This window comes from Kitasatospora azatica KCTC 9699 (assembly GCF_000744785.1).
Lineage (GTDB): Bacteria > Actinomycetota > Actinomycetes > Streptomycetales > Streptomycetaceae > Kitasatospora > Kitasatospora azatica.
In genome coordinates this window covers 611,560-630,534 of record NZ_JQMO01000003.1, presented here as the reverse complement: position 1 = coordinate 630,534, position 18,975 = coordinate 611,560, and the positions used below count along the sequence as shown (strand labels likewise).

At 72.6% G+C, this 18,975-nt stretch carries 20 protein-coding genes; 14 read left to right on the top strand and 6 right to left on the bottom strand.

Translation table 11 applies throughout. The features are described 5' to 3' along the window. Positions 1 to 3: 3 nt before the first annotated feature. On the top strand, positions 4 to 735 hold the full coding sequence (locus BR98_RS13965; protein WP_035844832.1) for an SDR family oxidoreductase: 732 nt from the start codon (positions 4 to 6) through the stop codon (positions 733 to 735). A 99-nt stretch (positions 736 to 834) separates the two neighbouring features. Here the strand turns inward: BR98_RS13965 and BR98_RS13960 are convergent, their stop codons facing one another. Beyond that, positions 835 to 1,242, bottom strand: a complete 408-nt coding sequence (locus tag BR98_RS13960) for a DUF3224 domain-containing protein (protein ID WP_035844830.1) — start codon at positions 1,240 to 1,242, stop codon at positions 835 to 837. Positions 1,243 to 1,406: 164 nt separating this feature from the next. Between BR98_RS13960 and BR98_RS13955 the strand changes: the two genes are divergently transcribed. The 10 genes from BR98_RS13955 to BR98_RS13910 all read left to right on the top strand — a co-directional run bounded on the left by BR98_RS13955 (position 1,407) and on the right by BR98_RS13910 (position 12,951). Continuing rightward, the gene (locus BR98_RS13955; RefSeq protein WP_324606708.1) at positions 1,407 to 2,492 is read left to right on the top strand and encodes a radical SAM protein; all 1,086 of its coding nucleotides are present in this window, start codon (positions 1,407 to 1,409) and stop codon (positions 2,490 to 2,492) included. Then, positions 2,480 to 3,499: a radical SAM protein gene (locus BR98_RS13950; RefSeq protein ID WP_035844826.1), complete on the top strand. Its 1,020-nt coding sequence runs from the start codon at positions 2,480 to 2,482 to the stop codon at positions 3,497 to 3,499. Before BR98_RS13955 ends, BR98_RS13950 begins: the two co-directional genes overlap by 13 nt. Next, positions 3,496 to 4,188: an iron-containing redox enzyme family protein gene (locus BR98_RS13945; RefSeq protein ID WP_035844824.1), complete on the top strand. Its 693-nt coding sequence runs from the start codon at positions 3,496 to 3,498 to the stop codon at positions 4,186 to 4,188. Before BR98_RS13950 ends, BR98_RS13945 begins: the two co-directional genes overlap by 4 nt. A 2-nt stretch (positions 4,189 to 4,190) precedes the next feature. Further along, positions 4,191 to 5,696, top strand: a complete 1,506-nt coding sequence (locus tag BR98_RS13940) for an MFS transporter (RefSeq protein ID WP_035844823.1) — start codon at positions 4,191 to 4,193, stop codon at positions 5,694 to 5,696. A gap of 90 nt (positions 5,697 to 5,786) precedes the next feature. Continuing rightward, positions 5,787 to 5,981, top strand: a complete 195-nt coding sequence (locus BR98_RS13935) for an aroma-sacti cluster domain-containing protein (protein ID WP_035844822.1) — start codon at positions 5,787 to 5,789, stop codon at positions 5,979 to 5,981. A 78-nt stretch (positions 5,982 to 6,059) separates the two neighbouring features. Then, positions 6,060 to 6,254 (top strand): aroma-sacti cluster domain-containing protein, encoded by a 195-nt coding sequence (locus BR98_RS13930; protein WP_035844821.1) that lies wholly within the window; start codon positions 6,060 to 6,062, stop codon positions 6,252 to 6,254. A 56-nt stretch (positions 6,255 to 6,310) separates the two neighbouring features. Continuing rightward, a complete protein-coding gene (locus BR98_RS13925) occupies positions 6,311 to 9,580 on the top strand; it encodes an adenylate/guanylate cyclase domain-containing protein (protein ID WP_035844820.1) in 3,270 nt (1,089 codons plus the stop codon). Continuing rightward, on the top strand, positions 9,577 to 10,416 hold the full coding sequence (locus BR98_RS13920) for a S8 family peptidase (RefSeq protein WP_035844819.1): 840 nt from the start codon (positions 9,577 to 9,579) through the stop codon (positions 10,414 to 10,416). Before BR98_RS13925 ends, BR98_RS13920 begins: the two co-directional genes overlap by 4 nt. Beyond that, entirely contained in the window at positions 10,413 to 11,072 is a 660-nt protein-coding gene (locus BR98_RS13915) for a GAF domain-containing protein (RefSeq protein WP_051969747.1), read from the top strand. Before BR98_RS13920 ends, BR98_RS13915 begins: the two co-directional genes overlap by 4 nt. 79 nt (positions 11,073 to 11,151) lie before the next feature. Next, positions 11,152 to 12,951, top strand: coding sequence for an AfsR/SARP family transcriptional regulator (locus tag BR98_RS13910; protein WP_051969746.1), 1,800 nt, complete (start codon positions 11,152 to 11,154; stop codon positions 12,949 to 12,951). Between the two features lie 243 nt (positions 12,952 to 13,194). Here the strand turns inward: BR98_RS13910 and BR98_RS13905 are convergent, their stop codons facing one another. Then, on the bottom strand, positions 13,195 to 13,890 hold the full coding sequence (locus BR98_RS13905) for a type 1 glutamine amidotransferase domain-containing protein (protein WP_035844818.1): 696 nt from the start codon (positions 13,888 to 13,890) through the stop codon (positions 13,195 to 13,197). Between the two features lie 416 nt (positions 13,891 to 14,306). On the opposite strand from BR98_RS13905, the gene BR98_RS13900 reads away from it, so the two are divergent. Then, positions 14,307 to 15,296: a serine protein kinase RIO gene (locus BR98_RS13900; protein WP_035844817.1), complete on the top strand. Its 990-nt coding sequence runs from the start codon at positions 14,307 to 14,309 to the stop codon at positions 15,294 to 15,296. 117 nt (positions 15,297 to 15,413) lie between these two features. Here the strand turns inward: BR98_RS13900 and BR98_RS13895 are convergent, their stop codons facing one another. Both BR98_RS13895 and BR98_RS13890 read right to left on the bottom strand, forming a co-directional pair. Next, positions 15,414 to 15,710 carry a LysE family translocator gene (locus BR98_RS13895; RefSeq protein WP_267886122.1) on the bottom strand — a complete coding sequence of 99 codons (297 nt, stop codon included), beginning with the start codon at positions 15,708 to 15,710 and terminating at the stop codon, positions 15,414 to 15,416. A 30-nt stretch (positions 15,711 to 15,740) separates the two neighbouring features. Continuing rightward, a complete protein-coding gene (locus BR98_RS13890) occupies positions 15,741 to 16,217 on the bottom strand; it encodes a VOC family protein (protein ID WP_035844816.1) in 477 nt (158 codons plus the stop codon). A gap of 110 nt (positions 16,218 to 16,327) precedes the next feature. On the opposite strand from BR98_RS13890, the gene BR98_RS13885 reads away from it, so the two are divergent. Further along, on the top strand, positions 16,328 to 17,035 hold the full coding sequence (locus tag BR98_RS13885; protein WP_035844813.1) for a leucine-rich repeat domain-containing protein: 708 nt from the start codon (positions 16,328 to 16,330) through the stop codon (positions 17,033 to 17,035). Positions 17,036 to 17,082: 47 nt separating this feature from the next. On the opposite strand, the gene BR98_RS13880 is transcribed toward BR98_RS13885, so the two are convergent. Beyond that, positions 17,083 to 18,123, bottom strand: coding sequence for a zinc-dependent alcohol dehydrogenase family protein (locus tag BR98_RS13880; RefSeq protein WP_232247412.1), 1,041 nt, complete (start codon positions 18,121 to 18,123; stop codon positions 17,083 to 17,085). A 116-nt stretch (positions 18,124 to 18,239) separates the two neighbouring features. On the opposite strand from BR98_RS13880, the gene BR98_RS13875 reads away from it, so the two are divergent. Next, positions 18,240 to 18,461 (top strand): hypothetical protein, encoded by a 222-nt coding sequence (locus BR98_RS13875; protein ID WP_035844811.1) that lies wholly within the window; start codon positions 18,240 to 18,242, stop codon positions 18,459 to 18,461. 152 nt (positions 18,462 to 18,613) lie between these two features. On the opposite strand, the gene BR98_RS13870 is transcribed toward BR98_RS13875, so the two are convergent. Further along, the gene (locus tag BR98_RS13870) at positions 18,614 to 18,967 is read right to left on the bottom strand and encodes a hypothetical protein (RefSeq protein ID WP_035844809.1); all 354 of its coding nucleotides are present in this window, start codon (positions 18,965 to 18,967) and stop codon (positions 18,614 to 18,616) included. Positions 18,968 to 18,975: the final 8 nt, after the last annotated feature.

Here is an 18,975-nt window from a genome sequence, read left to right as displayed (position 1 = left end):
ACCATGAAGATCACCGTCATCGGCACCGGACTCATCGGCTCGCAGCTCGCCACCGAGCTGACCGCACGAGGCCACGAGGTGACCGCCGCGTCGCTGTCCTCCGGCGTCGATCTGCTCACTGGGGCCGGCCTCGACACGGCGCTCGCCGGCGCGGAGGCAGTGGTGAACGTGACCAACTCCCCCACGTTCGACGAGCAGTCGATCGAGTTCTTCCGGACCACGGTGGGCAACCTCCTCGCCGCAGGCGAGCGGGCCGGCGTACGCCACCAGGTGGTTCTGTCCATCGTCGGCGTGGACCAGGTCGCCGAACTGGACTACTACCGCGGCAAGGCGCTCCAGGAGGAGTTGCTGCGCGGCGGTCCGACGCCCTACTCGATCGTGCGCGCCACCCAGTTCTTCGAGTTCATGGAGCCGACCATGTCGTGGACCTCGGACGAGACCGCGGTGCGACTGCCCACGACGTTGCTCCAGCCGATCGCCAGCCGTGACATCGTCGACGTCCTCGCAGAGGTGGCCACCGGCACGCCGCTCGGCGGGGTTCTCGAGATCGCGGGCCCGGACGCCTTCACGCTCGACGAGATCGGTCGCATGACGCTGGCCGCGCGGGGCGACCAGCGCCCGGTCGTCGTCGACGACCAGGCGGGCCTGTTCGCCGCCGTCCACGGAGACGTCCTCACCCCGGGCCCCGGCGCCCGCCTGGCACCGACCCGTTACCAGGACTGGCTCAAGGGCTGACCGCTCCCAGGAGCCCGAGGGCTGCGTGGCACACCACTGACACTCCGGACCGGGCCGGGCCGGGAGCCAGGGGCCTGGCCCGGCTTCCCGGCTCCCGGCTCAGCCGAGGTCGTAGTCGAACCAGATCCGGTGCGTCCCGTCGGCGTCCACCGCGATCCCGCCGGTGCCGGTGATCCCGGCCAGCTCGCCGGTGCCGCTGGCCGGCACGATCACGAAGAACTCGGCGCTCCGGTCGGTGCCGGACGTGGTCGCCGAGTGGGCGAAGTTGAACGCGCCGGCGCGGCCGCCGAGCGATCCCTCGAAGGACTCCATCGCCACATACGTCCCCACGCCCGCCGACTGGTCGAAGGCGGCGGTGAACAGGGTCGCGGAGCGGCCGGCGACCTCCCCCTCGAACTGCTTCTCCATCTTCGCGACACCCACCGGGACGCCGGTGGCGACGGCGGGCTCGGGGGAGAGCTCGGTCGGGACGAAGGACTTGACGCTGAATGTTCCAGTAGCTCGCATGAGCCGGATGCTAGCGGCGGGCTCTGACAGACCGTCGGCGGCTGGTGCCGGACCGGCCCTAGCCGTTCTCAAAGCCCTTTGAAACCAGAGGCGAACCGCGCTCCCCGAGGATCGAACTGCGGCCGGGCGGGCCGCACGCCGAAGGGAGCGTCTGCGTGCATCTGATGGAGATCCTGCGGTTCAGGCCGATTCCGGCCGCGGCGGTGTACTTCGGGCTGACCCGGAGGTGCCCGCTGCACTGCCGTCACTGCTCCACCGAATCGCTGATGGACAGTGAGCAGTACCCGGCCCGGATGTTCCTGCGCTTCGCGGAGACCTTCACCGAGCAGAACCGGCCCGAGCTCACCCTGATGTCCGGCGGCGAGGTGATGCTCCGCCCCGGCCTGGTCCGCGACATCGCCGAGCGGGCCCGCGCGGTCGGCTCGCGCAGCTATGCGCTCTCCGGCCTGTTCTTCGCACAGAAGCCCAGGATCCCCAAGGCGGTCCGGGCGGCCATCGACTCCCTGGACCACTTCGCGGCCAGCACCGACCGCTTCCACGAGGAGGAGGTCCCACGGGCCGACGTCTTCCGGGTGCTGCACGAGCTGCTCGACGCCGGCAAGGACGTCAGCCTGCAGATCACCGGCGAGGGCCCGGACGACCCCTACCTGGCCGACATCACCGCGGCCGTCCGGCGCGAGTTCGACGACCGGGTGCCGATGCTGGTGGTGCCGCTCGCCCCGGTCGGCCGGGCCCGGGAGTGGATGGGCCAGCAGCCGCAGGCCGCCTACCCGGCCACCGCCGCGCCCTGCTCGCTGGCCTGCTGGCCGGTGATCGGCTTCAACGGACAGGTCACCTCCTGCGGTAACCAGGACGTGATGGACGGCAAGGTCCCGCTGCCCGCCCACCTCTTCCTCGGCCACATCGCGCACGACGACTGGGAGACCGTCAAGCGCAAGGCGCTGGAGTCCCCGATGGTCGGCGCCATCCGCACCTACGGCCCCGAGTACCTGATGGAACGTTACGCCGGCGAGGGCAACTGCGAGGGCTACTGCCAGACCTGCTGGAAGATGTCCACCACCCCGGGCGTCAAGGAGGGGGTGCGGGCACTGGCCCTGCTGCCGTCCACCATCGCCACCCGGGAGACGGTGGAGCGGATCTCGGTGGCCGCCGGCCCGCTCGGCTTCGCCCGCCGCTTCGGCGTCAACGGGTACGCCGAACTGGTCACCCTGGGCGGCGCGGTGGAACGGGACCTGGCATGCGCCGGCTGACCCGGCAAGGCGATGGACGGCGGCTGACCCACGCCGAGATCAACCGGATCCGGCAGACCCGCGGCGCCACCGCACTGCTCTTCATCACCGACCGCTGCCCGGTGGGGTGCGCCCACTGCTCGGTGGACTCGCGCCCGGACAGCCCGCGGATCACCGACTTCGCGCTCTTCGAGCAGATCGTGGACCAGCTCTGCGCCGACCCCGAGCGCACCATGATCGGGATCTCCGGCGGCGAACCCTTCGTCGAGCGGCGCGGCCTGACCCTGGCCGCCCGGCGGATCGCCGACGCCGGCAAGGAACTGGTCGTCTACACCAGCGGGGTGTGGGGTGCGGCGGTGGACCCGCCGGCCTGGATCCACGAGGTGCTGGACCACTGCGCCTGCGTCTACCTGAGCACCGACGCCTACCACGAGGCCGGCACCGGACCCGAGCGGTTCATCGGCGCCGCCCGGGTGATCGCCGGCCACGGGCTGCCGATCGTCGTGCAGGTGGTGGACCAGGACGGCGGACCGGCCCGGGCCGAGGAACTGCTCCGGGCCGCGTTCGGCTCCGACTGGCCGCAGTACGCCGAACTGGTGCCCACCCAGGGCCTGCCGCACGGCCGTGGCGCCGAGCTCTTCGAACGGGCCGCGCGGGTTCCCGGGCGCCGACTGGGCGCCTGCGAGCTGGTGATCTCCCCGGTGGTCCGCTACGACGGCCGGGTCACCGCCTGCTGCAACGAGACCGTGCTGATGGGCGGCGGACCGGCCGCGCTGCGCCGGGACTGCACCAGCGGCGCCGAGGTCGGCGAGGCGGTGGCCGGCTTCCAACGCGACCCGCTGTACCGGGCGATCGGCACCGTCGGCGGCGGCGCGCTCACCCAGCACCCGCGGTTCCGGGAACTGGCTGACCGTCAGTTCGGCGACATCTGCGGGCTCTGCTGGGCGATGACCAAGCGGGTCGTACCCGCCGAGGACAACCCGCTGCTACGGGCGATCGAACTGGTCGGGGGAGGCGCACGGGAATGACGGCGATCGTGACCGGGACCAACAGCGCACTGCTGCGCGGCAAGATCGAACTGCTGACACCCGGATTCTTCGCACTCACCGCGCGGCTGTGGAACTCCCCGGCGCTGGCCGAGCTCTACCCGCGCTACCTGGTGCTGCTGCACACCGCGATCCGCGCCACCGTCCCGCTGATGGACCTGGCCCTGGAACGCGCCACCGCGCTCGCACCCGAGGACGAGGTGGCGGCCGGACTGGTCGACTACCTCACCCGGCACCGCCGCGAGGAACGCGGCCACGACGACTGGGTGCGCGAGGACCTGCTCGCCCTCGGCCGCCCGGCCGACGAGCTGCTGGGTGCGATGCCCGGCACGGCCGTCGCCAATCTGGTCGGCGCACAGTACTACTGGATCCGTCACCACCACCCGGTCTGCCTGCTCGGCCACATCGCCGTCCTGGAGGGGTACCCGCCCTCGCCCGAGCTCACCGGCCTCCTGCGGGAGCGCACCGGCTTCCCCGCCGCCGCGTTCCGCACCCTGCACCGCCACGCCGCACTGGACATCCGGCACCGGGACGAACTGCTGCGGCTGCTGGACGAGTTGCCGCTCACCGCCGAACACCACCGGGCGCTGGGCGTCAGCGCCCTGCACACCCTGCAGACCGCCACCGTGCTCTTCGATGAACTGCTGGCCACCGAGAGCCGGCTGGTCTAGCGATGGCCGGGACCGGGCTCTTCGCCGCGCTGACTCACCGTCAGTACCGCCTGCTCTTCGGCGGACAGCTGCTCTCCGGGTTCGGGGACTGGATCGACTTCGTCGCCCTGGTGTCACTGGTCGCCTACCAGTGGCACCAGGGAGCCGCCGGGCTCGCCGCGGTCTCGGCCGCCGCCGCCGCGCCGTGGATCGTGCTGGCTCCGCTGGCCGGTGTCTGGGCCGACCGGCTGCCGCAGAAACGCACCCTGATCGGCTGCGACCTGCTGCGTGCGGCGCTGGTGCTCTGCTACCCGCTGGCGCCCAACCTGCTGGTGCTCCTGGTCCTCGCGGTGGCGAAGGTCTCGGTCTCGACCCTCTTCGCGCCTGCCCAGCAGTCGACGCTCACCCTGGTGGTGCCGCGCGACTCGCTGCTGGCGGCGAACTCGCTGAGCGGCTTCGCCACCCAGCTCTGCAAGGTGGCCGGGCCCGCGGTGGGCGGGGCGCTGCTCGTGGTGACCAGTCCCGGCGGAGCCTTCGTCGTGGACGCCGCGAGCTTCCTCGCCTCGGCGCTGGTCCTGTCCCGACTCCGGCTGCCGGCGCGCGAACCAGCGACCCGGGCCTCGCGAAAAGGACGCTTCGGCCGAGAACTGCGGGAGGGAATCACCTTCGTGCTCGGCAACCGGCTGCTGCTGGTCGCGGTGGGGAGCCTGTCCGCCACGGTCTTCCTGGTGCTGGCCTTCGACACGCTCTCACCGCTGGTGCTGGTCCAACTCGGCCTCCCGCACGGGATGTACGGGCCGGCGATCGCCGCGGTGGCGGTCGGCGCGGTGGCCGGCACAGCGGTGATGGGCCAGTGGGGGCAGCGCTGGAACGCCTTCACCGTGCTGGCGCTCTCCCAGGCGGCGACCGGTTTGCTGATCGCGCTGGTCGGCGCGGCGGCGGTGACCGGCTTCCGGGCGGCGGCGGGGTTCTGGGCGCCCGTCGCGGTCGGGATCGGGCTCTGCTCCACCGGGATCCTGGTGGTCTTCCTCTACCTCGTACAGCGCGCCACACCGCAGGAGCTGATGGGCAGGGTCTCCACGGTGGTCAACGTGGTGCCGATGGTGCTGCAGCTCTCGGCGCCGGTGGTCGGGGCCGCGTTGGCGGTCTGGGTCGGCCTCGGCTGGGTGCTGGCCGGTGCCGGCCTGGGGCTGGCCGTGCTCGGCGTGCTGTTCCTGTGGCGGCCTCCGGCCGGGGCCGCCACCCCCGACGAGCCCGCGGCTGCGGGCTCCACAGACGACGCCCGGTCAGGGCGTCTGTTCGGATCAGGCAAGCGATCAAGAAAGAAGGCAGTCATGGCATTTGACTCGATCGAGGCGCTGGCCGCGAGCGGTCACGGCTTCGAGGGCGCCACCGAGGACCAGCTCGCGGTGATCGCGAACCTGTCCCCGGAGGAGGTCGCGGTGATCAACTCGATCAAGGCGAAGCTGGACGGCGAGGTCACCGCCCACTCGCAGGACGAGAGCACCGTCGGCGGGCTGGTCTGGTAGTCGCCCAGCGCGGCTGACCGGGCCAACGAACAGTAGTTTCACCGGCGTTCCACCGGCGAGCAGTAGTTTCACGGACAGAGGAGAACAGACATGGCGTTCAACCCCATTGAGATGCTGACCTCGAACGGCCACAGCTTCGAGGGCGCCACCGAGGAGCAGCGCGCGGTGCTCGCGAGCCTGTCCCTGGAGGAGGTCGCGGTGATCAACTCGATCAAGGCGAAGCTGGACGGCGAGGTCGCCGCCCACTCCAGCGACTCGGACACCGTCGGCGGCGTGGTCTGGTAGTCCGCCGGGCCCGGCGCGGGAACGCTCGCCGTTCCCGTGCCGGGCCGGCAACCGGTCCACCCACAGGAGGTGTTGACGATGGAACCGGATGTCCGGCTGGAGCAGCTGCGGGCCTCGGGCTTCCCGATCGAGGACCTCACGCCCGAGCAGCGGGCCGTGCTGGCCGTGCTGACGGCCGAGGAGTTGGCGGTGCTCACCGAGGTCAAACACCGCCTGGACGAGGTCGCACCGGAGGTCGTGGCGCACCAGATGGTGGGCGGCCTGTTCTTCTGAGCGCGCCTGTTCTTCGGAGCATGCGTGTCTTTGACCATGGTGGAGGGGGAGCGAGGATGGACTGCCCGTCGTGCACCGGACCGCACGCCGTCGGAGCCCGGTTCTGCATGGCCTGCGGCCGCCCGCTCCAGCCCGCCGACGAGGTGGTGCGGACCCGGCGCACGGTGACCGTGGTCTTCGGCGACCTCGCGGGCTCCACCATGCTCGGCGAGCGGCTCGACCCGGAGGCGCTGCGCGAGGTGATGCTGCGCTACTACACGCTGATGCGCGACTGCCTGGAACGCCACGGCGGCACCGTGGAGAAGTTCATCGGCGACGCGGTGATGGCGGTCTTCGGCGTCCCCCGGGTGCACGAGGACGATGTGCTGCGCGGGGTCCGCGCGGCCTGGGACATGCAGCGCGCGCTCGCCGAACTGAACGGGGAACTGGGCGCCGCGCTGGGCGTCCGACTACAGCTGCGGGTCGGCGTGAACACCGGAGAGGTGCTCTACTCCCGGGAGTTCGGCGACGGCCACGCCCTGGTGTCCGGCGACACCGTCAACGTCGCGGCCCGACTGGAGCAGCACGCGCCCGACGGCGGGATCCTGCTCGGTGCGGTGAGCCACCAGGTGGTCGCGCCGTACGTCACCGCCGAGCCGGTCGAGCCGCTCCAGGTCAAGGGCAAGTCCCAGCCACTGCCGGTCTGGCGGCTGCTCGCCGTCGACCCCGACCCGAACGGAGCCGGGCGGCCGCTGTTGCGTTCTGCTGATCTGATTGGTCGTCAGACAGAGCTGCAGCAACTGGAGTTGGCCTGGCAGCGCAGCCTGGCCCAGCGCAGCTGTCACCTGTTCACCCTGCTCGGCGACCCGGGGGTCGGCAAGTCCCGGCTGGCGGGTGAGTTCGCTGCGGCGCTGCGGGAGCATGGCGCGGTGCTGGGGCAGCTGCGCTGCCAGCCGTACGGCGGGGCGGGCGTGCCGCAGGCCCTGGCGGAGCTGCTGCGCCAGCTGCTGGCGCCGCTCCGACCGGCCGCCGGGGAGGGGGCGGACCAGGCAGCGAGCGCCTTTGCGGCCACCCTTCGGGAGCTGCTGGCCGACCCCGACGGTGCGGCCGCCGCCGGACTGCTGGAATCGGTGCTGAACGGCACCGCTGCCGCCACCGAGGACACCTTCTGGGCCCTGGGCCGCCTGCTGGAGGCACTCGGCGCGCAACGGCCGGTCTGCCTGCTCTTCGACGACCTCCAGTGGGCGCAGCCGACCCTGCTCGACCTGATCGACCATCTTGCCGACTGGACCTCCGGTGCGCCCCTACTGCTGCTCTGCCTGGCCCGCGCCGACCTGCTCGACCAGCGCCCGCACTGGGGCAGCGGAAAGCTCTCGGCCACCTCATTGGTCCTCGGACCGCTCTCCGGCGCCGACTGCGAGGAACTCGTGGCGGCCTGCGCCGAGGTCACCCTGCACGATGCCGCCGCCGGGCAGAGCGCGACGGTCCGTCGGGTGGCGGCCATCGCCGAGGGAAACCCGCTCTTCGCCGAACAGCTGGTGGCGGTGCTCACCGACGGCGGCTCGGTCGACGAACTCCCGCCCTCCATCCAGGCGTTGCTGGCCGCCCGGCTGGACCGACTGCCGGCAGTCGAGCGCCAGGTGCTCGAAGGGGCCTCGGTGATCGGCCGGGAGTTCTCCGTCCCCGGCCTACGGGCCCTCGAACTACCCGCCACCCAGGGCCTGTTCGCTTCCGCCCTGCAGTCACTGGTACGCCGCCGCCTGCTGGAGTCGGCCGGCCGGCGCCCTGACGGCCTCGCCGAGTACCGCTTCGTCCACCTGCTGGTCCGCGAGGTCTGCGGGGCGGGGCTGCCGAAGCGGCAGCGGGCTGTGCTGCACCAGCGGTACGCGGGATGGCTGGCGCAGGCCGAGCCGGTCCGGCACGAACTGGTCGGCCGACACCTGGCCGAGGCTTACCGCCACCGACAGGAACTGGGGCCGCTGGGTGCTGCCGTGGACCAGGAAGCCGCGCAGCTGAAGGCAGCGGCGGCCCGCCATCTGCTGACGGCCGGTCAGCAGGCACTGGGCCGTGGCGAGTGCGCTTGGGCGGTGGAACTCCTGACGCAGGCGGTGGAGTTGGCCGATGGGGAGAGCGGTGAGCGAGCACCGGCGCAGCTGCGTCTGGCCGAGGCGCTGATCGCCACGGGGGCGGGGGAGCGGGCCAGGGGGCTGCTCTCGGACCTGCTCGTCGGGCAGGCCCTGGCCGGCTCGGGCGGTCCTGCGCCGGCCCCGGTGGCCCCGCTGCCCTCGGCAGCGTCCGTGGCGTCGGCTGCCGGCACGGGCGGGCCTGGTGTCACTCCCGACCCCTGCCTGCTCGCGCACGCCCGGCTGCAGCTCGCCTACCTGGAACTCCCCGACACCGGAATGTCCCAGCTGCTCAGTACGGCCAGTCAGTTGCTCCCGGTCTTCACCGCCGCCGCCGACGACCTCGGACAGGCCCGGGCCCGCCTCGCGGTCGCCCACGGCCGCCAGGCGCGCGGGCGGTACGTCGAGGCCGCCCGCGAGTTCGAGGCCGCACTGCGCTGTGCGCACCGGTCCGGTGCGGTGCTGGAGCAGGCCACCGCGCTCGGCGGACTGGCGGTGACGCTCTGGCTCGGCCCCGAACCGGCCGGCGCCGCAGTCGCCCGGTGCCGGGAACTGCTGGCCGCACACGCCGGCGGCCGACCGGCCGTGCGGGCCGCGCTCTGCTGCCCGCTGGCCGTGCTGCTCGCCATGGGCGGACAGCACGACGAGGCCCGCGCCCTGGTGGCAGAGGCCGGCCGGATCGCGGAGGAGCTGGGGGTGGCGGCGCCGCAGGCGGCGATCCAGACCTTCGCGGGCCTGGTGGAGACGCTCGCGGCAGCGCCCCGGGCGGCCGAGGAGCGGTTCCGCCAGGCCCGCGAACTCAGCAGCCGGTCAGGCGATGCGGCCACCTTCGAGACGGCGACCAGCGCGCTCGCCGCGCTCCTGCTGGACCAGGCCCGGGTGGCTGAGGCCTCGGCGCTCCTGGTCGACCAGCACGGCCCGACCGACTCCCCCCTGCAACTGGCCGAGCGCAACACCCTGCACGCCCGACTGCTCGCCCGGCAGGGGGAGTTCACCCGAGCCCGCGAGCTCGCCGCCGAGGCGGTCCGAGCCGCGGCGGCCACCGACTCCCCGGTCGGCCAGGCCCACGCACTGCTCGGTCGGGCCGAGGTACTGCTGACGGCGGGCGACCACGCCCAGGCCCGCGCCGTCGCCGCCCGGGCCGCCCGAGCCTTCGCGGAGAAGGGTCACCAGGTCGGCGCCGCCCGGGCGTTGGCACTAGGTGACGGAGTCGGACCGCGATGACCGTGCCGCACTGGAAGCGCCCGGGCGGCGAACCGCTCAGCTGGCGGCTGACCGACCTGACGGGCGTGCAGCTCTCGCTGCAGAACGCCTGGCCGGGCCCGCACCCAGAGCCCGAGGCAAGTCGGAGCACCGGTCGGGGAGTTCGGGTCTGCGTCCTGGACAGCGGAGTGGCCCCGGACCACCCCGCGGTCGGCCCGCTGGCCGGCGCCCACACGGTGACCGCCGCGCCCGACGGACAGCTGCGGGTCGAACCGGACCCGGTCGGCGACACCTGCGGCCACGGCACCGCCTGCGCGGGCATCATCCGCTCGCTGGCGCCCGACTGCGACCTGGTCAGCCTGCGAGTGCTCGGCTCGGGCTTCTCCGGCACCGGCGACGCCCTGCTGGCCGGGCTGCGCTGGGCGGTCGAGCAGCGCTTCGACGTGATCAACATGAGCCTGTCCACCGCCAAACGCGACTTCGTCCTGCGGCTGCACGAACTCGCCGACTCCGCGTACTTCTCCGGCACCGTGCTGGTCGCCTCCGCGCACAACCTGCGGATCGAGAGCTTCCCGTGGCGCTTCTCCTCGGTGATCTCGGTCGGCAGCCACGACCTGCCCGACCCCGAGCACGTGATCTACAACCCGGTGCCGCCGGTCGAGTTCTTCGCCCGCGGCGTCGACGTCCCGGTGGCCTGGCTGGACGGCGGCACCCGCCAGTGCACCGGCAACAGCTTCGCCACCCCGCACGTCGCCGGGCTCTGCGCCCGACTCATCGGCAGCCACCCGGGGCTGACGCCCTTCCAGGTCAAGAGCCTGCTCCATCTCACCGCGGCGAACGTCAGGAGTACCCGTTGAACCGTCAGGACGCCCTCGCCACCGCCCTCGCCGTCACCGAGTCCGAGGCCGGCGACCGGGAGTTGCTGCAGTCGGTCGTGGAGGCCGCACGCGGCGTCTTCGGGGCCCGGGCCAGCTCGATCATCGGGCACGATCCGGCAGCGGACGAGCTGGTCTTCGAGGCCGTCTCCGGCGAGGGGGAGGAGTTCCTGGTCGGCGAGCGCTTCTCGGCGACCCGGGGCATCGCCGGCTGGGTGCTGGTTTCCGGGGAACCGGTCATCGTGGACGACCTGGCCGAGCACGGCGTCTTCGACCGCGCCATCGCCGAGTCCACCCGCTACGTCCCCCGTGCGCTGATGGCCGCCCCGCTGCTGGACGGCGACCGGGTGATCGGCGTACTCGAAGTCCTCGACCGGGACCCGGCACAGCGCTCCAGTCTGCGCGACCTCGACTGGCTGGGCCTGTTCGCCCAGCAGGCGGCCACCGCCTTTGCGCTGGTCCAACGAGCCCGGGGCGCACGGAAGTTGCTGCGTGGTGAGGGCCCCGCCGAACTCGCCGACGTGGCCGACCTGGCCCGGGCGTTCACCGCGCTGCCGACCGACCGGCGGGCGGCCGGCCGCCGGCTGCTGCAGGCTTTGGCCGAAACACTGGCCACAGGCCCCGTTGACGGTTTGTGATCATCTGGCGAGGATACTGCGGAGTTGACGCAGTGTTGCACTGTGTGTACGGACCGTTCCAGCATCGGGGAGGGGACGAATGGAGTTCAGTCTGCTGGGTCCGCTCGAGGTGAGCATCGGGGAGGAGCGGGTCGAACTCGGTTCGGGGAAACCGAGGTTCCTGCTCGCCGCGCTGCTCTGTCTGCCGAACAGCACGTTGTCGACCCAGCGCCTCACCGAGGCGCTCTGGTGGGGGAATCCGCCGCGTACGGCGGCAAAGAACCTTCAGGTGAACATCCACTACCTGCGCAAGGCGCTGCAGCGGCCGGGTGAGCGGCCCAGAGTGCTCAGCAGACCGGGCGGTTACCTGCTCGCCCTCGACCCGCAGGAGATCGACCTCGGCCGCTTCGAGGCGCTGGCCGGCGAGGCGGCAGCCGCCGCCCGGCGCGGCGAACTCGAACGCGCCGACGCCCTGTTCCAACGGGCACTGGCCCTGTGGCGTGGCCGGCCGTTCGACGGGATGGAACGCTCACCGCTGGTCCAGCAGGAGAGCATCCGGCTGGCCGAACGGCACCTGGTGGTCGCCGAGTCGGCGATCGACGTGCGGCTAGGCCTGGGCCAGTACGACGAGGCGCTGGCCGCCCTGGACCAGTTGGTCGCCGCCCACCCGTTCCGCGAGCGGTTGCGCGCCCAGCAGATGATCGCGCTCTACCGCACCGGCCGCCAGGTCGAAGCGCTGCTGGTCTTCGACGCGGTGCGCAGGCTGCTGGTAGAGGAGTTGGGCCTGCAGCCCGGGGTGGTCCTGCAGCGCCTGCAGCAGGCCGTCATCGAGGGCCGCCGCGAGGTCGACGTCCCCGGACTGAACTGCGCGCCCAGGCCGGTGCAACTGCTCGGCAGTGCCAGCCAGTTACCACCCGGAGCGGCCGACTTCGTGGGCCGGCGGGCCGTCGTGGCCGAACTGCGCGAGCTGCTGGCCCCCGAGCCGTCGGCGCCCAGCGAGTGGACCCTGCTGGTGGTCTCCGGCCCGGGTGGCGCGGGCAAGTCCACCCTGGTGAACAGCGTGGCGCGGGAGGTCTGCGACGGCTACTCCGGCGGCCTGCTCTACATCGACCTGCGGGCCCCCGACGGGACACCGTGCCATCCGACCGACGCGCTCGCCGAGTTGCTGCGCGCCACCGGTCTGCCCAGCGAGGCGGTGCCCGAGCTGCTGGCCGACCGGATCCGGCTCTACCGCGAGCGGCTGCACGGCCGCCGGATCCTGATCCTGCTCGACAACGCATCGACCGAGGCGCAGGTCCGGCCGCTGCTGCCGACCACGGGCTCCTGCGCCACGGTGGTCACCAGCTGTTCGCGGCTGTCCGGACTGACCGGCGGGCAACTCCTCGAGATCGGCGAGCTCGACCCGGCGGAGGCCGTGGACCTGCTCGCGCGGATCGCGGGGGCCTGCCGGGTGGGCGCGGAGCCGGCCGCCGCCGACCGGATCGTCCGGGCCTGCGGGCTGCTGCCGCTGGCCGTGCGGATCGCCGGGGCCCGGCTGGTGTCCCGGCCGCACTGGCCGCTGGCCCGGCTCGCCGAGCTGCTGGAGAGCCCGCTCTGCCTGGACGAACTCTCGGTCGGCGACCTCGACCTGCGGGCCTACCTGTCGCGGTGCCTGGCCGGGGCCGAGCCGAGCGACCTGCGGCTGACCGCAGGGCTCGGCACCCTGGCCGCGGCCGGCTTCACCCTGCAGGAGGCCGCCGACCTGCTCGGCCTCGGCGCGGCCCGGGTGGACGACCTGCTGGACCGGCTCTGCGACCTGCGCCTGGTCCGCCGCGACCAGCCGCACCGCGACGCCCTGCCGCACTACCGGATCCCACCGGTGGTCCGGCAGTTCGCGCTTCGGCAGGCGGCGGGAATCTGAGGGGCAGTCAGTTCTGCTCCGGTGGGTTGGTTCTGGTCCGGCGGGTCAGTCCTGGGCCGAAAGCCCGGTCAGGAGGCCGGCCGGCAGCGCGTCGATCGCCGGGCCGAGCAGGCGCCGGGCGTTCGGGGCGGCTGCCAGGCCGGCCACCAGAGCCAGGCAGATGTCGGCCGCGTCGGCCGCGTCGGCCGCGTCGGCCGCAGTGGCGGCATCGACCTGTGCGGCCCGGCTCGGTGGCCGGCGCGGTCAGCCCAGCAGCTTGAGCAGCTCGACGGCCAGCGGTCCCGAGGAGGCGGGGTTCTGGCCGGTGACCAGGTTGCGGTCGACCACCACGTTGGGGGCCCACGGCGCGCCCTCCTGGAAGTCCACGCCGAGCTCCACCAGCCGGTCCTGGAGCAGCCACTCGGCCTTGGCCGCCAGGCCGCCCTGGATCTCCTCGGCATTGGTGAAGGCGGTCAGCCGGTAGCCGGCGAACGGCGAGCTGCCGTCGGCGTTCTTGGCGGCGAGCAGCGCGGCCGGCGCGTGGCAGACGACGCCGAGCGGCTTGCCACTGGTCAGCGCCAGGGTGAGCAGGCGCCCGGAGTCGGCGTTGACCGCGAGGTCCTCCATCGGGCCGTGGCCACCCGGGTAGAAGACCGCGTCGTACTCCGCCAGCTGGACGTCCTCGAGCTTGACCGGCTGCTGCAACTCCTCGATCGAGGCGAGGGCCGCGGCGATCTCGTCGGCGCCCTGCTGCCCGCCGTTGTACTCGGGTGCCAGGCTCGCCCGGTCCAGCGGCGGCACCACCCCACCGGGGGTGGCAACGGTGACCTCATGGCCGGCGGCCTTGAAGGTCCGGTACGGCGCTACGGCCTCCTCGGCCCAGAAGCCGGTGGGGTGCTTGGTGCCGTCGTTCAGCGTCCAGAAGTCGGCGCCGGTCATCACGAAAAGGATCTTGGCCATCTTGGGTGCTCCGCTGTCTCCGAAGGGCTGCACGGTCTGACGTTCTGGACCCAGAACGTCATTCCGCCGGTGAGCCCGACGGTAGACCCGATGCCCCCTGATCAACCAACAGGTACGCCACTGGCTGCCACTGGCTGCCCTAGAAGGACCAATGCCTTGCTGGATGGGCTGGTAAATCGCTTGCGGGCGGCGCCGCGCCCGATAAGATCGTCGAGTTCCTGCGTAGCGCATGGAACAGGCCCGCGCTGAGCGGGCCCTGCGACGAGAGAGAGGGGAGGTGCGCCTCCGTGGTTGCCGCCGAGATGCGGCGCGCCTTCGCCTGCGCGCCATACGCCGTCCCTCTTTTCTCGCCCGCCGGCTGACGACGCGTCCGCTGACGCACCCTCCGGTGGGCCCTCCCGCAGGAGATCACCCCAGTGCGCGAGCGCTTTTCCAACGCCGAGTCCTTCAGCCGCATCCGTTCCAAGGGCTCCAACCGCCGCAAGTTCGACGACGACGCGTACGACGTCGCCTTCGCCGACCGGTTCTCCCCTGACCAGTACTCCGCCGACCGGTACTCCGGCGACCCGTTGTTCGAGGACCAGGACGTCGAGCCGGGGCCGGCCGCGTCCGTCGACGGCCCGCCGGAGGGCGACCGCTGGTCCACCTGGGACCAGTCGACGCCCAGTGAGAAGGGCCCCGAGCCGCGGCCCGACTGGGTGGTCACCGAGCTGGCCGCCGTCGACAGCGAGCTCGGCATCGTCAAGACCGGCAAGGAGGGCGACGTCTTCCTGATCGAGCGCGCCGTGCCCGGCACCGACCGCCGCACCCTGATGGCCGCCAAGCGCTACCGCGACGGCCAACACCGGATGTTCCACCGCGACTCCGGTTACCTGGAAGGCCGCGCGCACAAGGAGTCCCGGGTCAGCCGGGCGATGGCCAAGCGCACCGAGTTCGGCAAGCAGGCCATCGCCGGCCAGTGGGCCGCCGCCGAGTTCGCCGCGCTCTCCCGGCTCTGGCAGGCGGGCGTGGCGGTGCCCTACCCGGTGCAGATCCTGGGCACCGAGATCCTGATGGAGTTCATCGGCGACCCCTCCGGTCAGGCCGCGCCCCGACTCGCCCAGGTCCGCCCCGAGGACGCCGACCTGGAGGACCTGTGGGACCAACTCGGCTGGAGCCTGTCGCTGCTGGCCCGCGACGGCTATGCGCACGGTGACCTGTCGGCGTACAACATCCTGGTCCACCAGGGCCGATTGGTGATCATCGACGTCCCGCAGATCGTCGACGTCATCGCCAATCCGCGCGGCCGCTCCTTCCTGGAGCGCGATGTGCGCAACGTCGGTGCCTGGTTCCGCGCCCGCGGCCTGGCCGAGGAGCGGATCGAGGAACTCGCGCGCTCGCTGGCGTTCGAGGCCCGGCTCGACTGAGGGGGGCGCCGGTGGCAGCGGCCGGCTGCGGTTCCCGTGCGCCCGTGCCCTGAGCCTCCGTGCTCAGGGCGCGGGAAGCTCGGGCCTCGCCGGCCCGGGCCTCGGGCGGTTGCCGCCTCAGTCGCCGAGGGCCAGGCGGATGCCGAAGGCTGCGATGACCGTGCCGGTGATCCGGTCCAGCAGGCGACGCGCCCTCGGGCGCTGCAGCCAGCCGCGCAACGCGCCGGCGAAGACGATCAGCACGGCGGACCAGGCCAGGCCCAGCGCGATGTGCACCGAGGTGAGCAGCAGGCCCATGGTGAAGTGCGGTGCGCCCGGCGGGATGAACTGCGGCAGCACGGCCACGTAGAACACACCCATCTTCGGGTTGAGCAGATTGGTGAGCGCGCCCTGCCGCCTGCCGCCAGCCGCCAGCCGCCCGCCACCGTGTCCGCCCTGTCGGCTCTACTCGCCCGCGTACGCCCGCCGCAGGGCGGCCAGGTCCAGCCGGCTCATGGCGAACATCGCCTTGGTGGTCCGGGCGGCCTTCACCGGGTCCGGATCGCTGACCATGTCGATCAGCTCCGCGGGGAAGACCTGCCAGGAGACGCCGAACTTGTCCTTGAGCCAGCCGCACGGCCCCTCCTCGCCGCCCTCGCCCAGCCGGTCCCAGTAGTGGTCGACCTCGGCCTGGTCGGCGCACGGGATCTGGAACGAGATCGCCTCCGAGAAGGTGAACTGCGGCCCGCCGTTGAGCCCCACGAATCGCTGGCCGTTCAACTCGAACTCGACCACCATCACCGAACCCGCCGGCCCCGGCCCGGCCTCGGTGTAGCGGCCGATCCGGCCGAGCTTGGAGTTCGGGAAGATCGCGAGATAGTGGTTGGCAGCCTCCTCGGCCCGGCCGTCGAACCAGAGACAGGTGGTGAGCGGGTCGGTCATCCGGGACCTCCAGATCAGGGAAGAGCGGTTCACGTCCGCTGCCTCGCTACCTCCACCGGTACACGGATCCGCGCCCGCCCGCCGAGAGGCGCGCCGGTATCGTCGGCGGCATGAACCTGTGGCGGAAGCAGCTCGGTGCAGTGCCCGAGGAGATCTGGGCCCGCACCGATCTCGAGGTACTGATCCTGGCCGAGAACGGGCTCAGCGAGCTCCCGCCCGCCATCGGCGGCCTGCGCCGGCTGCGCACCCTGGACCTCGGCCACAACGCCCTGACCTCGGTACCGGCGGAACTCGGCGAACTCGCCGGGCTGACCGACTTCCTCTATCTGCACGACAACGCGCTCACCCGCCTCCCCGGCGAGCTCGGGCGCTTGACGGAGCTGCGCCACCTCAACGTGGGCGACAACCGCCTCACCGAACTCCCGGTCGAGATCGGCGAGATGACCAGCCTGATCGAACTGCGGGCCCAACACAACCGCCTCACCGTCGTTCCGCCGTCGATCGGCCGACTGCACCGGCTCCGAGAGCTCTGGCTGCGCGGCAACGCCCTCTCCGATCTGCCCGAATCCGTGGGCGCCCTCGGTGAGTTGCGCGAGCTCGAACTGCGCGAGAACGCCTTCACCACGATCCCCGAACCGCTCGCCGGACTGCCCCTGCTGCGCCGGCTCGACCTGCGCGCCAACCGACTGACCGCGCTCCCCGACTGGCTCACCGAACTGCCCGCCCTGGAGAAGCTGGACGTGCGCTGGAACGAGGTCACCCCCTCCCGCGCCCTGCTCCGGGCGCTCGCCGACCGTGGCTGCGTCGTCCTGCACTGACCAGCGTCGGCGGTGCGAGTGACCGGAAGAGTCGGACGGTGGGCCGCTCAGTGGTTCAGCAGCACGGCGACACCCGTGATCCGGTCGGCCGCGAGATCGGCCAGGGCGGTGTCGGCCTGGTCCAGCCGGTACCGCTGGACATGGACCGCGGGCCGGTGACGGGCGGCCTCGGCGAGGTAGGCGCGGCCGTCCGCGCGGGTGTTGGCGGTGACGCTGCGCAGCGTGCGCTCCTGGAACAGGTGCCGCTGGTAGTCGAGCGGCGGGACCTCGGTGAGGTGGATTCCGGCCACCGCGAGCGTGCCGCCGGGGCTGAGGGCCGCCAGGGCGACGGGGACCAGATCGCCGACCGGAGCGAACAGGATCGCGGCGTCGAGCGGTTCGGGCGGCCTGTCCTGCGCGCCGCCCGCCGAGGCCGCACCGAGCTCCAGAGCCAGTCGGCGGGCCTGCTCCGACCGGGTCAGGACATGCACGGTGGCGCCGCGCGCGAGGGCGAGTTGGGCGGTGAGGTGTGCCGAGGCGCCGAACCCGTAGAGGCCCAGGCGCCCACCGGTCGGCAACTGGGCGCGCTCCAGGGCGCGGTAGCCGATGATCCCCGCGCACAGCAGCGGTGCGAGCTCCTCGTCGGGCGGGCCCTCGGGCAGCGGATAGGCGTAGCGCGCGTCGACCACCGCATGGCCGGCGTAGCCGCCGTGCCGGTCCCAGCCGGTGTAGCGGGAGTCCGGGCAGAGGTTCTCCCGGCCGCTGCGGCAGAACCGGCACTCACCGCAGGTGCCGGCCAGCCAGGCGGCGCCGACCCGGTCGCCCGGACGGAAGTCCTCGGCGGCGCCGTGACCCGCGTACCGGACCCGTCCGACGATCTCGTGCCCCGGCGTGCAGCGCGGCATCCGGGGCGGCAGGTCGCCCTCGGCCAGGTGCAGGTCGGTGCGGCAGACGCCGCAGGCGGTCACCTCGATCAGCAGCTCGCCCGCCCCGGGCTCCGGCACCGACCGCTCCACCCGCCGCAGCGGGGTCGAGCCGATCGGACCGGGCCGCTCCACCACCCAGCAGGACGTGCGCTGCACCTCGGACCGCGAGTCCATCGTGGCCATGGCCGACCCCTTCGGTAGCCCGTACCGCTGCTCCGTCTCCCATCGTCCTACGATCATCACCACGACGTCCGCGCTGATCCTGATCGACCTGATGCCCCGCATCATCGCCCTGCCCGTTGCCCCGCACTCCGGGCGGTGCCCAGGGCCTGCTGGCGACCCGGGGCGCGTACCGCCTCTGGTGCGTGATGCACGGCCTGGTCGGTCTTGAACTGACCGATGTGCTGCGCGCACCACTCACCAGCTGGGGCGCCACCGGCGAGGACGCCGGCGCCGCCGAGCGGATGTACCGGGCCGGCGTGCAGGCGATGCTCACCGGACTGGAACTCGGCCGCCCGTAGGAGCTCCGCAGCGAGTCGCCTGCGGGCCCGTCCCCGGTCGCCTGCGGGTCGCCGCCGTGGTAGAGCACGATCTTGCCGCCGTGGGCGCGGAAGGCCGACAGGTCGGGATTGGTCGCGGTTCCTAGACCCGGTGCCGACCTTCGGCTGCAACGTCAAGACCCTCCAGGGCCGCCGACCGCCACCCCGCCGCGCCGGTCGCCCGCCAGCACCGTGCAGGCGACCGCCGCCGCCACCACGCCGGCGGCCAGGAAGCCCCGGTTGGACCGCCAGGACAGCACGGACCACCGCGACTGGGCGGACAGCAGCGAGCCGGTGCTCAGCCAGGACCCGGCCGAGATCACGGAGAGGGCCGAGCCGATCGAGCCGATCGACAGCGCACTGCCGACCGAGCCGACGGAAAGGACGGACCCGACCGATCCGATCGAGAGCACCGAACCGACGGAGCCGATCGACAGCACGGAGTCCTGGGACCAGAGGGAGAGCGGTGAGTCTGCGCGCTTGGCCATGCGCCGAT